The sequence below is a fragment of the Rossellomorea oryzaecorticis genome, assembly GCF_045897515.1.
GTDB classification, from domain to species: domain Bacteria; phylum Bacillota; class Bacilli; order Bacillales; family Bacillaceae_B; genus Rossellomorea; species Rossellomorea enclensis.
This window is the reverse complement of record NZ_JBJOSA010000005.1, coordinates 21,577-34,203: the sequence shown is the minus strand read 5'-3', so window position 1 is coordinate 34,203 and position 12,627 is coordinate 21,577. Positions and strand designations below refer to the sequence as shown.

The following is a 12,627-nucleotide window of genomic DNA, read 5'->3' as shown; positions in this document are numbered from 1 at the left end:
TATCAGCGTATGTTATAACTGATAGTTGAAAGCATCGCTTTTGCACGTGGATCCTGCAGCCAGCAATCAACATGGTGGTCCCCTGAAAGGTCCGTCTTAGCCGGATAAACCCGGTCACATACTTCCATCGCGTAATCACAGCGGGCTGAGAATGGACAACCTGCCGGCGGTGAGAATAAATCCGGCGGTGAACCCGCTATCGGTATAAGTTCAGCTCCATCAAGGTCGAGTCTCGGCACCGATTTCAACAGGCCCTTTGTATAAGGGTGCTGAGGATGATAGAAGATTTCCCTTCTCGTTCCTTCCTCGACAATTTTCCCGGCATACATGACAGCGATCCTGTCTGCCACCTGGGCAACGACTCCCAGGTCATGTGTGATCAAAATGATGGAGACACCTGTTTTACGCTGGACTTCTTTAAAAAGTTCAAGGATCTGCGCTTGGATCGTTACATCGAGTGCGGTTGTCGGTTCATCGGCTATCAAAACATCCGGCTGGCATACGAGGGCCATCGCAATCACGATCCGCTGCCTCATCCCGCCGCTGAATTGATGTGGATACTGCTTCAGGCGTTCCTCTGGATGAGGGATGCCAACAAGATTGAGCATGTCAACCGCTTTTTCGGAGGCCCCTTTTTTAGAAATGCTCTCATGCTGCATAATCCCTTCCATGATTTGCTCCCCTATGGTGAGTGTCGGGTTCAGGGCCGTCATCGGATCCTGAAAGATCATCGAGATATCTTTCCCCCTGACACTTCTCATTTCCTTTTCCGACAGGTGGAGCAGGTCCCTGCCATTAAATGAAATGGAACCTTGTGTGATTCTGCCCGGTGGATCCGGGATCAGTCTCATGATGCTCTGTGAGGTTACACTCTTCCCGCACCCGGATTCACCGACGATGGCAAGCGTTTCTCCTTTATTCAAATGAAAGTTCACGCCGCGGACCGCTTTGACCTCCCCTCCATAGGTAGTGAATGATACATGAAGGTCTTGAACGGCCAGTACTCTGTTTTTCATCGTTGTTTACCTCCTCAGCTTTGGATCTAGAGCATCCTGGAGCCCGTCACCCAGGACATTGAACGAAAACATCGTCAATGAAATGAACAGTGCCGGGAAGAAGAGACGCCACCAGTAGCCTGATAGAATCGTAGATAATCCGTCATTTGCCATGACGCCCCAGCTTGCATACGGCGCCTGGATCCCAAGACCGAGAAAGCTTAGGAATGCTTCGGCGAAAATGGCGCTCGGCACCGTCAGGGTCATCTGTACGATGATCGGTCCCATTGTGTTGGGAAGCAGGTTCTTGCGGATGATCCTTGCTGTTTTCGTGCCGAACGTTTTCGATGCCAGGATGAACTCGTAGTTCTTGATTTGGAGCACCTGCCCCCTGACGATCCTGGCCATTCCGATCCATCCGGTGACCGTCAAAGCTACGATGATGGTGGACAGCCCCGGTCCCATGACGACCATCAATAGAATCACTACAAGTAAGTATGGGAGACCATACAGGATTTCGACGATGCGCATCATCACGTTATCCGTCTTCCCGCCTTTGTATCCAGCGATGCCACCGTAGATGATACCGATGACAAAATCAATCAATGCGGCCATAAAACCTACAAATAAAGAAATGCGGGCCCCGTACCAGGTCCGGGTGAATACATCCCGTCCTAAATCATCCGTCCCGAACCAATGCTCCCCGGAAGGAGGCAGGTTCTGGCTCGCGAGCGTCTGCTTCGTGACGTCATGGGGTGAGATGATGGGTCCGATGACGGCCATTGTAATCAATAGGGTCAAGAACACGAAACCGAGCATGGCAAGTTTATTCTTAAGGAGCCGGTGCCAGGCATCCTGCCAGTAGGAAAGGCTGGGACGTACGACGGCTTCTGCTTCCCCCTTATTTTTTTCTTTTGGGATGAACCATTTGTCCAATGATTCATCTGTTAAGTTGGTACCTTGTTGTTGAGGAGCACCCATTATTTCGCCTCCTTCTTATGCAGCTTGATGCGCGGATCCAAAAAGCCGTACGCAAGATCGACCAGGAACAGCATGACAATCAGGAATGCACTGTAGAATACCGTCGTTCCCATGATGACAGGGTAATCACGCTGATTGATGCTCTCTACGAAATATTTGCCCATCCCGGGGATTGCAAAGATCTGTTCGATGACGAATGTACCTGTCAGAATGCCTGCAGCAAGTGTACCGAGGACGGTCACAACAGGAAGCAGCGCATTGCGCAGCGCATGCTTGACGACAATTTTAAATGGTGACAATCCTTTTGCTCTTGCGGTCCGTATATAATCCTGAGTCAAGACTTCAAGCATGCTCGAACGGGTCAGCCGGGCGATGATCGCCATGGGGCCGGTAGCAAGCGCCAGTGTCGGCAGGATCATATGTTTCCAGCTGGTCCATGTGGCAACCGGAAGGATCTCCCAGTTAACAGCGACTTGCTGGATCAACAACGTTGCCATGACGAAGTTCGGAATCGAAATACCAAGTACCGCAAATGTCATGGCCATATAATCAATCATGCGGTTGTGACGAAGCGCAGCCAGTATTCCGAGGATGATCCCTGAGAGCACCGCTATTACAAGCGTGATCATACCCAGTTCAAAAGAGATCGGGAACCCCCTCCCCAGCAGATCGTTCACGGTTTGTGAGGGCTGGGTGATTGATGGACCGAAATCCAATGTAACAAGTGATTTTAGATAGAGTCCGTATTGAACAAGTATAGGTTCGTCAAGATGATAGTGCGCTTCCAGGTTTTTCTGTACCATTTCACTGGTGTTCCTTTCTTCATTGAAAGGGGAACCCGGAATGGCATGCATCAGGAAAAAGGTAAGTGTGACAATCAGCCACAATGTAATGCCCATGGCAATAAGCCGTTTAACCAAATATGTACCCATTCATTTTCACACTTTCTAACAGAATGTCGTTTTCATCGCCAGTTCGGTCATGACCACCATCGCGCGATAAGCTTCCAAAATGTCCTTTGCATTAAAGCGGACGATCGTCGTGCCGGGATCGTGAACGGTTCCGGGCATCATACTTGCCCATTCTGCCTGTCCATAATTGGCAAATTCGATTTTGAGTTCAGGATGATCAGGAGGGATGAGCGGTTTGACTTTTTGACGATTTTGCAATGCTTGTTCCGTTTTTATCATTAACAGCTCTTGTGATTTTGACGGTGTCAGACTCTTTGCAACTGAGCGGGAGATCGTCTCCTTAACAATGGCAGTCGTCACATTCGGTATGAGTTCCTCCGCTTCCAGTGCGGCCTGATCATCACCGGCAACCAGCAGGACAGGGACACCGAAGTACCCGGCCACATAAGCATTGAAACCCATTTCTCCAACGGCTTTATCGTTTATGTACATATGCCTGACACCGAAAATCATAGAGTGGGACATGACTCCCTTCATGGATGCCCTTGCATGATACCCAACAAAAAAAGCACCTTGGAACGTTTCATCCAGCCCTTGGACCATCGAATATGGCTTTACTCCTCCGGATATCAACTTCGCTTCAGGGTGCAGCTTTTCAATTAACAGATTGTTCATTTGAGAATGGCTGTCATTGACTAAAACCTCACTGCATCCGCTGTCAAAAGCGGCATGAATGACAGCATTGGCTTCTTCTGTCATGATGGCTCTTCCTCGTTCGTAATTATGTTTGGATGAATCCACTTGTGTATGGTCAACCAGTCCTGTGATTCCCTCCATATCCACCGAGACGTATACGTTCATATTGTTCTCACCTCCTTTATAGGAAAAATTGTTTAAATTTTCTTAATATTATAGATTTTATTTCAGAATATTTCAATAACATTTCAGTCAAAAAGGAATATATTCCTAGTTTTTACACCTGGAGGAAACACCTTTTTTCCCAGCAAATAAAAAACCCAGAGCATGATGACCCATGCTCCGGGTTTCAGTTTTCATGATGCTTTTTGCTCTTTTAACACAAGAGGTTGCTGCTTTTTTCTCGCCGCGTTAAAAAATACATTTAAAAAGATTGCTGTCAGGCTTCCAGCCACGATACCATTATCCGTCAGGATCCGGATGCTTGATGGCATCTGGCTGAATAGCTCAGGTACTGCTGTCACCCCGAGCCCCATTCCGACTGAACATGCAATGATCAAGAGGTTTTCCTGAGAGGAAAAGTCCACTTGGCTGAGCATCTTGATGCCATAGGCGATGACCATTCCGAACATTGCCACCATCGCCCCTCCGAGAACCGGTGCAGGGATGATGGTCGTCATCGCGCCTATTTTGGGTACAAGTCCGAGGACGACAAGAAAGGCACCGGTTAAATAGATGATGTGGTTTTTCTTGACCCCAGATAGTTGAAGCAGCCCAACATTTTGTGAATAGGTGGTGTATGGAAAGGCATTGAAGAGGCCGCCGAGGACGATTGCCAGCCCCTCGGCCCGGTACCCCCTTGCCAGATCCTTTTCTTCCACGTCTTTTTTACAAATATCAGCCAGGGCAAAGTAAACTCCCGTCGATTCTACAAGACTTACCATCGCGACCAATATCATCGTTAAAATCGCTGAAAGTTCAAAAGTCGGAAGGCCGAAATAAAAAGGCTGTGCCATATGGAACCATGAGGCATTCCCTACTTCACTGACATCGACCATCCCCATGAAAGAAGCAGCCGCGGTTCCTATGATCAACCCTGCAAGAATGGAGATCGATCGGATGAACCCTGTGAAAAACTTGTAAAGAACAAGGATGATCAGTAAAGTGCCAAATGCCAGCGACAGATTTATCAGTGACCCGTAATTACTGCTTCCTTCACCGCCGGCCATATTATTCATGGCAACCGGGATGAGTGTGATCCCGATAATCGTGACAACCGATCCCGTGACAACAGGCGGGAAGAATCGGACCAGTTTGCCAAAGTACTTACTGATTACAATGACGAATACACCCGACACTAGAATGGATCCATAGATGGCTGAAATGCCGTACTGACCGCCGATCGCAATCATCGGACCGACGGCTGTGAAGGTACAGCCGAGGACTACCGGAAGGCCGATGCCGAAAAATCGGTTTTTCCAGACTTGAAGAATCGTTGCTATTCCACACATGAAAATATCAATTGAAACGAGATAGGTCAGCTCTTCACCTGATAAGCCCAAAGCGCCTCCGACAATCAGGGGTACAATGACCGCTCCCGCATACATGGCAAGGACGTGCTGGATTCCGAGTGATACATTTTTCATGAATGAGCCGCCTCCTCTGCTTTACTTTGTTTAAATGAAATAATCCCATCTTCGAGTGATTCTATTTCTGCCAGAGATTCTACGCGGAAGCCTTTCTCCCTCAACAGCCTTCCACCATCCTGGAAGGACTTCTCAATGACAATCCCGATTCCTGCAATGTTGGCACCGGCCTTTTCTGCAAGTTCGACCAGTCCAAGAGCAGCTTGTCCGTTTGCCAAAAAGTCATCGATGATAAGGATATTGTCACCGCCGTGTATGTATTTGCCCGATACAGAGATCGTATTTTCTTCCTGTTTTGTGAAGGAATAAACCTTCGCTGTGACGAGATCTTCCGACTGTGTCAGCGATCTGCGTTTGCGTGCGAAGACCATCGGCACCCCAAGAGTCAATGCAGCCATTAATCCAGGGGCGATGCCGGATGATTCAATGGTCAATACTTTTGTTATGGCTTGATCTTTGAACCTTTTTGCAAATTCTTTTCCGACCGCGTCCATCAAGACGGGATCCACCCCATGGTTTAAAAACGAGTCAACCTTCAGGACATGATTTGATAATACGGCACCTTCTTCAATCATTTTCTTTTTCAATAATTCCATTTCGATCTGCTCCCTTCGGATCATAACTGGCATAATAAAAAAACAAAAAACCTGAAGACCATAGACACTCAGAAAATGAGTGAACAATGACCTTCAGGTATACGTAAAAGGTAAAGAAAGCAAACAGAATATGCATGCAGTCCATCGCTCACCCATAGTCGGATGCTTTACGGTCATCCGGTAGAAACTTGCAGGCCATATCCCCGCGATTATATGAGTGAATGTGTATTTGATTACCGTTAGTATAAAGGTAATCAAATAAGTTGTAAAGCCGAAAAACAAACATTCTTTATTCTTTTTATATTTTCGTTCGTGTTTTTATATGATTATTTGATTGCACACCGATTCGGCCCGATCTCCATTTCCCGTTGCTTTTCGTTATCCGGGGCGATCTTCCCCATATTGGTTTCCCTGATTTCCTGGTATGCATTCGGCTGAGGCGGGAGGTTTTCACTGACCGCTTTCCTGAACTCTCCTTCGTCTCGAATATTCAGCCCGTGATTTTTTTGATACAACACTCCCAGTTTCTTAGAGAAACTGCCATCACCGTTCAATTCATTGATCGTCATGAAATGGGCAGGGAGCACGATCAAATTTTTATCCAATGACGCATACTTTTCATATAAAGTATCCCGGAGATGATCTGCCCAGTCACCTGCTTTTCCGGCGAGATCCGGCCTTCCGATTGAATCGATGAACAAAATGTCACCAGTCAGTAAATAAGCTTCATCGATAATCAAAGAGGTGCTGCCGATCGTGTGGCCGGGTGAATACACAGGATGTATGGTAATAACGGAATCCCCAATACCGATGTCTTTCCCTTCTTCGAGAGCCGTGAACTCGAATGTCACCTCACCGGCATCCTTTGGAGGAAGATAATACTGGGCTCCCGCTGACTCAGCCAGCTTCCTGCCTCCTGAAATATGATCTGCATGAAGATGGGTATCAATCAGCGCTTTTATCTTAACCCCTTTTTCCTGTGCAAAGTTTTCGAAGACCTGAGTCATCCTGGTTGCATCGACTACAGCCGCTTCTCCATTAGATTCAATAAAATAGGAGAGGCAGCCTTTTCCGATTCTGACAAATTGATAAATTGAGCCTCCTCCATTAAGTTCACCGATTTTCACAGGCTCTAAATGTTCACTCCACGCCTGCATGCCTCCTTCAATTGAATACACTTGATCATATCCATATTCTGCAATCTTCTCGGCGGCTTTCTTCGAGGAATTTCCTTTTGAACAGATGACATAAATCGGCTCATCTTTTGGCAGGTGTTCAACGATGGGATCAATCCCATCCGTTAACTCGCTAAAAGGTGTATTGAAGACCTCGATTGATTTCCCCTCCACTTTCCAATCATCAAAATCCCCTGTTTTTCGGACATCCAGTATGAATGCTCTTTCATTGCGCATGACTTTTTTTGCGATTTCTTTTACTGAGATTGTTTCTACTGACAAGATTGAGACCTCCAAACTTATTATTCAATCACTAGTGACTGAAAAACGACATTTAAAAAAGGAATGCATACACAATGTAGCATTCCCCGGATTCATCTCAATATTTAAATAAATCTTCCTGCAAATTATTCTTCAGCAATATCAGCATTCTGATATAAGCCAGTATCCAATTCTCCAGTCGCCTTACTTGTAATGACCCCTGCAGTCATCGCTCCGCTGACATTTACGGCAGTCCTGCCCATATCAATCAGTGGTTCGATGGAGATCAGGAGACCAGCGAGAGCAATAGGAAGGTCCATCGCTGACAACACGAGAATGGCGGCAAAAGTGGCTCCTCCTCCCACTCCGGCTACCCCGAATGAGGAAATGGCAACAATTAAGATAAGCGTCAATATGAAAGAAGGGGTCAATGGATCTATCCCTACAGTAGGAGCAATCATGACGGCAAGCATGGCAGGATATACACCGGCACACCCGTTTTGACCGATTGACAGACCGAACGAACCGGAGAAATTGGCGATTCCTTCAGAAACACCAAGCTTCTTCGTCTGGGTATGAATATTCAATGGCAGCGTCCCCGCACTGGATCTGGATATGAATGCAAAAGTAAGGACAGGCAATACTTTCTTTACATACGTCAGTGGATTAAGACCCGAAAGCGTCAACATGAGCAAATGAATGGCGAACATAACAAGAAGAGCAACATAGGAGGCAACCACAAATTCACCCAGTTTTGCTATAGCATCGAAGTCACTGAGGGCGACAGTCTTCGCCATAATGGCCAGCACACCGTATGGAGTCAACCGCAGCACCAAAGTAACGACTCTCATGACAACGGCATAAATGGAATCTACGATTTTTTTGAAACTGGCTGCGGCCTCCGGTTCTTTTCTCTGGACCCCAAGATAGGCAACTCCTATAAAAGCGGCAAAAATGACGATGGCAATCGTGGATGTTGCACGCTGGCCGGTGAAGTCATAAAATGGATTCGCCGGAAGGAGTTCGAGAATTTTCTGTGGATAACCCTGACCTTCCATGGCAGCTGCACGTTCCTCCAGTTGCATCCCTCTGGCAGCCTCCGCATCACCCTGTTCGATTTGAATGGCTTCAAGATCAAATGCAGCGGTGGTTCCAATTCCAACAGCAGCTGCAACGGCAGTGGTCCCAACGAGAAGACCAAGTATCAATACGGAAATCCTGCCGAGGTTATGCGATTGTTTCAATTTTGTAAAAGCGGAAATGATTGAAACGAAAACCAGCGGCATCACGATCATTTGCAGTAGTTTGATATAGCCGCTGCCGATAATATTGTACCAATCGATCGACTGAGTTAGATTTTCATCAGCGGGATCATATAACCATTGCAGGGCGAAGCCGAATAAAATCCCCAGACCGAGGGCTGTAAAGACCCTTTTAGAAAATGAAACCTTCTTTTTTTGTAAATAAAATAAAACACCAATAAGAACGATAAACATCAGAAGATTCAACAATACGATCCACACATCCATGATAAAACCTCCTTTTCAATGATGTTAAACCTTGCTGCCTAAAGGCTTATTACAGTTTATGATGCGTTTAAAAAAGATATGATGAAGGCCCGTCCCCCTTTATCAAGGAAGACGGGCCTTATCAAATCAGTTTAAGTATCTATGATAAAGCGACTTTGCTTCGGTTATATCTTTCGTTCCGTGGATGAGTGTCCGGCCGTCCCTGAACAGAACAATACGGTGCTTTCCGGTTTGACAGGCAAGGAGATATTGATTTCTGTCTACTCTGTCCATATGTCTTTGCAGCTGTGATGCCATGTGCTCCAAATCAACATCCACCATTTTGGAAGGACGGATCTGCACGGCGTCCCTGCCGCATAAAACCGCTGTTTTCAGCTGGTTATCGTATTGAAGATAAGGATAACGGGGATCTGCACCGCAAGTGGGACAGCCCCGTTTCTTCAATCTTTGCACATCTAAGGAGCTGTACTCATTTTTCCACAAATCAAATGATATAAGTGTTTGTCGTACCGCACTTATATCACCAGCCAAAATCTTCAATGCCTCGGAGACTTGAAAGGAAACAACCAGCGAAACTGCAGGAGAAATAATACCTGCAGTGTCACACGTCATACTCGATGATGGGATGTCTTCCATAAGGCAATTGAGACAGAGGCTCCTTCCTGGCAGGAATGTACAGGTAATCCCATAACTTCCTGCACATCCCCCGTAGATCCAAGGGATCTTCTTCTGAAAGGAGATATCGTTGATCATCAGCCTGATATCGAAATTATCCGTGGCGTCAATGATAAGGTCAGTATTTTCCGTAAGACGCCGTAAGTCATTGGGACCCACATCCATAATATGCGCCTCAACTTCGACGTCTGAGTTGATCTTCATTAGATGTTTCATTGCTGCCGCGGCTTTTGGCATGCTGTCCACTGCATCACTCTCCGTGTATAGCTGCTGCCTTTGGAGATTACTCCATTCCACATAATCTCGGTCGGCGATCGTTATTTTGCCGACGCCTGCACGGACCAGCGCTTCTGCACAACCGGTGCCAAGTGCCCCGGCACCTATAACCAGAACATTCTTGGAGGAAATGCTCAACTGCCCCTTATCTCCAATTGGCGCAAATAACGTTTGTCTTGAATATCGTTCACTTCTCACCCGACGATTCCCTCCATCGGACTGCTTGCTGATGCATATAGCTTTTTGGTCATCCTGCCTGCATCGTATCCCATCCTGCCTGCCTTGACAGCAAGCTTCATCGCTTCAGCCATTTTAACCGGGTCTTTTGCAGAGGAAACAGCTGTATTCAATAGGATTCCATCCGCACCGAGCTCCATCGCATATGCAGCATCCGCCGGAGAACCAATCCCTGCATCGACAATGACAGGGACGTTTGACTGCTCGATGATAAAGCGCAGGTTGACCGGATTCAGTATTCCTTGTCCAGAACCGATCGGGGAAGCTCCAGGCATAATGGCGTGCGCTCCCGCTTCCTCCAGTCTTCTTGCAAGCACGACATCATCAGAGATATATGGAAGGACAGTGAATCCTTCTTTAACAAGTTCTTCTGTGGCTAGTATTGTTTCGACAGGATCGGGAAGGAGGGTCTTGGCGCACCCTATCACCTCAACCTTTACCATGTCACACAAACCTGAAGCCCGTGCCAGTTTTGCATGCCTTACCGCTTCCTTGGCGGTTTTCGCTCCCGCTGTATTAGGGAGAAGGGAATACTTAGAAAGATCCAGCCGTTCAAGCAGGTTGGGCTGGTGCTCTTCGAATATATTCATTCGCCGAACAGTGAATGTAAGGATTTCTGTTTCTGACTCGTCCACTGCTTTTTGCTGGGTTTCAAAATCAGGATATTTACCTGTACCAAGGAGCAACCTTGACTGAAATTCATAGTTTCCTATCTTTAACATCTCATCCGCCTCCTACAAAATGTACGAATTCAATAGAATCCATTTCATTAATCATTGTCGTGTCATACTGTTTTTTGTCTTTGATCTCTCCATTCAGTTCAACGATGAGTATACGGTCACTTAATGAAAAGTGATTGATCAAATCTGCGATGGACGACAGGTCAGCGGGGAGCTGGACATACTGCCCATTCATTTTCACTCTCATTTATTTCAACATCCTTTCATGATGGAATCCGAAAATGGGATCAATCTCTATGCTGTCGATTAAATCTGCCATTAATATTCCAGTAAGGGGTGCGAGCAGAATGCCGTTTCTGTAATGTCCGGTTGCAACAGCAAGACATTCCCGCCCCGGAAGCCTGCCTATGTAAGGCAGAAAGCGGTCCGTTTTCGGCCTTACACCCGCCCAGGATTTCTCCAATCTGGCAAATGCAAGATCAGGGAGCAAATCGATGGCTTTTCCCAATAGATGATGAATCCCTCCGGCTGAAACTTTCGAATCAAAAGTATGCGGATGTTCGGTTGCCCCGACCAAATAGTGATTCCCCCGTTTTGGGACAATGTAGCATTCTTTTGTGAAGATTGTCCTTTCCACCAGCTGTTTACAAGCACTAACTGAAACGCACTCACCTTTAACTGGTAATCCGCATATTTCAAACCCGGCACCTCTCAGTATCTTGCTGCTCCAAGCTCCCCCTGCGACGATCACTTCCTGGGAATGATACGTTTCATGTAAAGTCTTCACTCCGATGCATCTGTTCCTTTCCATGAGAAAGCTTATAACTGGTGTGTATTCCTGTATGTATGCACCGAGTTTCACGGATGATTTTGCAAGAGCCCGGGTAAGTTTGCCTGCAGAAACATTTCCGTCCCTGTATGCATACAAGCCACCGTGATGATTCCCTTTTGATAACTTTGGTTCTAATCTTGCCACGTCTTCTTCCGACAGCCACTCAACATCTGTACTTAGCTGCAAGATTTTCATCATTTGGCCTTTTTCAATTTCTGAACAGGCAGGTTTGATCATCCCATTATGTGAAAGTTCTATGTCTATTCCGCTTATTTCCTTTAACTCTCGTGACAGCTCCGTGAACATATCCCTGCTTCTTAAAGCAGCGTTCAATAAATTTTGGTCACCAATGAATTCACTATGCACCCCCAGCATACCTGCTGCTGCAGATGATGCTTCACCTCCTATTTTGTTCTTCTCAATAAGGAGTACTTTTTTCTTTCTTTTGCTCAGCTGGTAGGCGATTGAACATCCAATTACACCAGCGCCCACAATAATGACATCATAGGACTTACTCAAAAACCCCCGCCTCCTTCCAGATTCATCCGATATTCGTATGCGGTGCTTTCCGGGTCTTCGGCCAGGAAAATACCGGACAAGACCGCTATGCCTGCCGCACCCGTGCAGATGATATCCTTTGTGTTTCCCGGTTTGATGCCGCCGATTGCAATGACAGGAAGGTCCACTGCATCCACTACCGCTTTAAGGTTCTTTGTTCCCATTCCATCCTTTCCCTTTTTAGAAGGGGTGCTGAATACGTTTCCATATACAAGGTAATCCGCTCCCTCAACTTGGAGGGAGACCGCTTCATACACTGAATGAACAGACCTCCCTGCCTTCAAGTCGGGGAAGCTCCTTTTCACATCCGAGACTCTTAAGCTATGACAGCCAAGATGAGCACCGCGGATCTCCATTACAGAAGCCACATCCACTCTGTCATTGATGATGATTTTTTCAGGAGGAAGGCCTCCCTCTATCAATAATGTGACAGCCTCTGCCAATTCCCTTGCTGTCCAGGTTTTTTCCCTGATGTGGAGAAAATCAATATAAGATCTGACGGCCAATGAAATACTGATCATTTCATTCATCTCTTGCTGACCTGTTGTTATAACATGTAACTGTCTCTTCATACGACCG

At 46.6% G+C, this 12,627-nt stretch carries 13 protein-coding genes and 1 riboswitch; all 13 genes read right to left on the bottom strand.

Going from position 1 to position 12,627, the window contains the following annotated elements; all coding sequences use genetic code 11:
- Window positions 1-2: 2 nt before the first annotated feature.
- Window positions 3-1,016 (bottom strand): ABC transporter ATP-binding protein, encoded by a 1,014-nt coding sequence (locus tag ACKA06_RS07635; RefSeq protein ID WP_064565561.1) that lies wholly within the window; start codon window positions 1,014-1,016, stop codon window positions 3-5.
- 6 nt (window positions 1,017-1,022) lie between these two features.
- Window positions 1,023-1,976, bottom strand: coding sequence for an ABC transporter permease (locus ACKA06_RS07630; protein WP_032088490.1), 954 nt, complete (start codon window positions 1,974-1,976; stop codon window positions 1,023-1,025).
- Window positions 1,976-2,908 carry an ABC transporter permease gene (locus ACKA06_RS07625; RefSeq protein WP_058298623.1) on the bottom strand — a complete coding sequence of 311 codons (933 nt, stop codon included), beginning with the start codon at window positions 2,906-2,908 and terminating at the stop codon, window positions 1,976-1,978. Before ACKA06_RS07625 ends, ACKA06_RS07630 begins: the two co-directional genes overlap by 1 nt.
- Window positions 2,909-2,923: 15 nt before the next feature.
- Entirely contained in the window at window positions 2,924-3,748 is an 825-nt protein-coding gene (locus ACKA06_RS07620; protein ID WP_411159375.1) for a M55 family metallopeptidase, read from the bottom strand.
- A 191-nt stretch (window positions 3,749-3,939) separates the two neighbouring features.
- Window positions 3,940-5,229, bottom strand: coding sequence for a nucleobase:cation symporter-2 family protein (locus ACKA06_RS07615; protein ID WP_198257585.1), 1,290 nt, complete (start codon window positions 5,227-5,229; stop codon window positions 3,940-3,942).
- A complete protein-coding gene (locus ACKA06_RS07610) occupies window positions 5,226-5,825 on the bottom strand; it encodes a xanthine phosphoribosyltransferase (protein WP_058298626.1) in 600 nt (199 codons plus the stop codon). The genes ACKA06_RS07615 and ACKA06_RS07610 overlap by 4 nt, the downstream gene beginning before the upstream one ends.
- A 135-nt stretch (window positions 5,826-5,960) precedes the next feature.
- Window positions 5,961-6,062, bottom strand: a riboswitch (purine riboswitch).
- Window positions 6,063-6,151: 89 nt separating this feature from the next.
- Window positions 6,152-7,282, bottom strand: a complete 1,131-nt coding sequence (locus ACKA06_RS07605) for an MBL fold metallo-hydrolase (RefSeq protein ID WP_411159374.1) — start codon at window positions 7,280-7,282, stop codon at window positions 6,152-6,154.
- A gap of 125 nt (window positions 7,283-7,407) precedes the next feature.
- Window positions 7,408-8,757, bottom strand: a complete 1,350-nt coding sequence (locus ACKA06_RS07600; RefSeq protein WP_411159447.1) for an L-cystine transporter — start codon at window positions 8,755-8,757, stop codon at window positions 7,408-7,410.
- Between the two features lie 159 nt (window positions 8,758-8,916).
- Window positions 8,917-9,939 (bottom strand): ThiF family adenylyltransferase, encoded by a 1,023-nt coding sequence (locus ACKA06_RS07595; protein ID WP_058298629.1) that lies wholly within the window; start codon window positions 9,937-9,939, stop codon window positions 8,917-8,919.
- On the bottom strand, window positions 9,936-10,700 hold the full coding sequence (locus ACKA06_RS07590) for a thiazole synthase (protein ID WP_058298630.1): 765 nt from the start codon (window positions 10,698-10,700) through the stop codon (window positions 9,936-9,938). The genes ACKA06_RS07595 and ACKA06_RS07590 overlap by 4 nt, the downstream gene beginning before the upstream one ends.
- Before the next feature lies 1 nt (window position 10,701).
- Window positions 10,702-10,905, bottom strand: coding sequence for a sulfur carrier protein ThiS (gene thiS, locus ACKA06_RS07585; RefSeq protein ID WP_032088481.1), 204 nt, complete (start codon window positions 10,903-10,905; stop codon window positions 10,702-10,704).
- Entirely contained in the window at window positions 10,906-12,009 is a 1,104-nt protein-coding gene (gene thiO / locus ACKA06_RS07580) for a glycine oxidase ThiO (RefSeq protein WP_411159373.1), read from the bottom strand.
- Window positions 12,006-12,620 (bottom strand): thiamine phosphate synthase, encoded by a 615-nt coding sequence (locus tag ACKA06_RS07575; RefSeq protein WP_411159372.1) that lies wholly within the window; start codon window positions 12,618-12,620, stop codon window positions 12,006-12,008. Before ACKA06_RS07575 ends, thiO begins: the two co-directional genes overlap by 4 nt.
- Window positions 12,621-12,627 lie beyond the last annotated feature (7 nt).

Excerpts from the sequence above, each read along its gene's own strand:
- ACKA06_RS07635 (WP_064565561.1), bottom strand. The coding sequence starts at position 1,016 with ATGAAAAACAGAGTACTGGCCGTTCAAGACCTTCATGTATCATTCACT.
- ACKA06_RS07630 (WP_032088490.1), bottom strand. The coding sequence starts at position 1,976 with ATGGGTGCTCCTCAACAACAAGGTACCAACTTAACAGATGAATCATTG.
- ACKA06_RS07625 (WP_058298623.1), bottom strand. The coding sequence starts at position 2,908 with ATGGGTACATATTTGGTTAAACGGCTTATTGCCATGGGCATTACATTG.
- ACKA06_RS07620 (WP_411159375.1), bottom strand. The coding sequence starts at position 3,748 with ATGAACGTATACGTCTCGGTGGATATGGAGGGAATCACAGGACTGGTT.
- ACKA06_RS07615 (WP_198257585.1), bottom strand. The coding sequence starts at position 5,229 with ATGAAAAATGTATCACTCGGAATCCAGCACGTCCTTGCCATGTATGCG.
- ACKA06_RS07610 (WP_058298626.1), bottom strand. The coding sequence starts at position 5,825 with ATGGAATTATTGAAAAAGAAAATGATTGAAGAAGGTGCCGTATTATCA.
- ACKA06_RS07600 (WP_411159447.1), bottom strand. The coding sequence starts at position 8,757 with ATGTTTATCGTTCTTATTGGTGTTTTATTTTATTTACAAAAAAAGAAG.
- ACKA06_RS07590 (WP_058298630.1), bottom strand. The coding sequence starts at position 10,700 with ATGTTAAAGATAGGAAACTATGAATTTCAGTCAAGGTTGCTCCTTGGT.
- thiS (WP_032088481.1), bottom strand. The coding sequence starts at position 10,905 with ATGAGAGTGAAAATGAATGGGCAGTATGTCCAGCTCCCCGCTGACCTG.
- ACKA06_RS07575 (WP_411159372.1), bottom strand. The coding sequence starts at position 12,620 with ATGAAGAGACAGTTACATGTTATAACAACAGGTCAGCAAGAGATGAAT.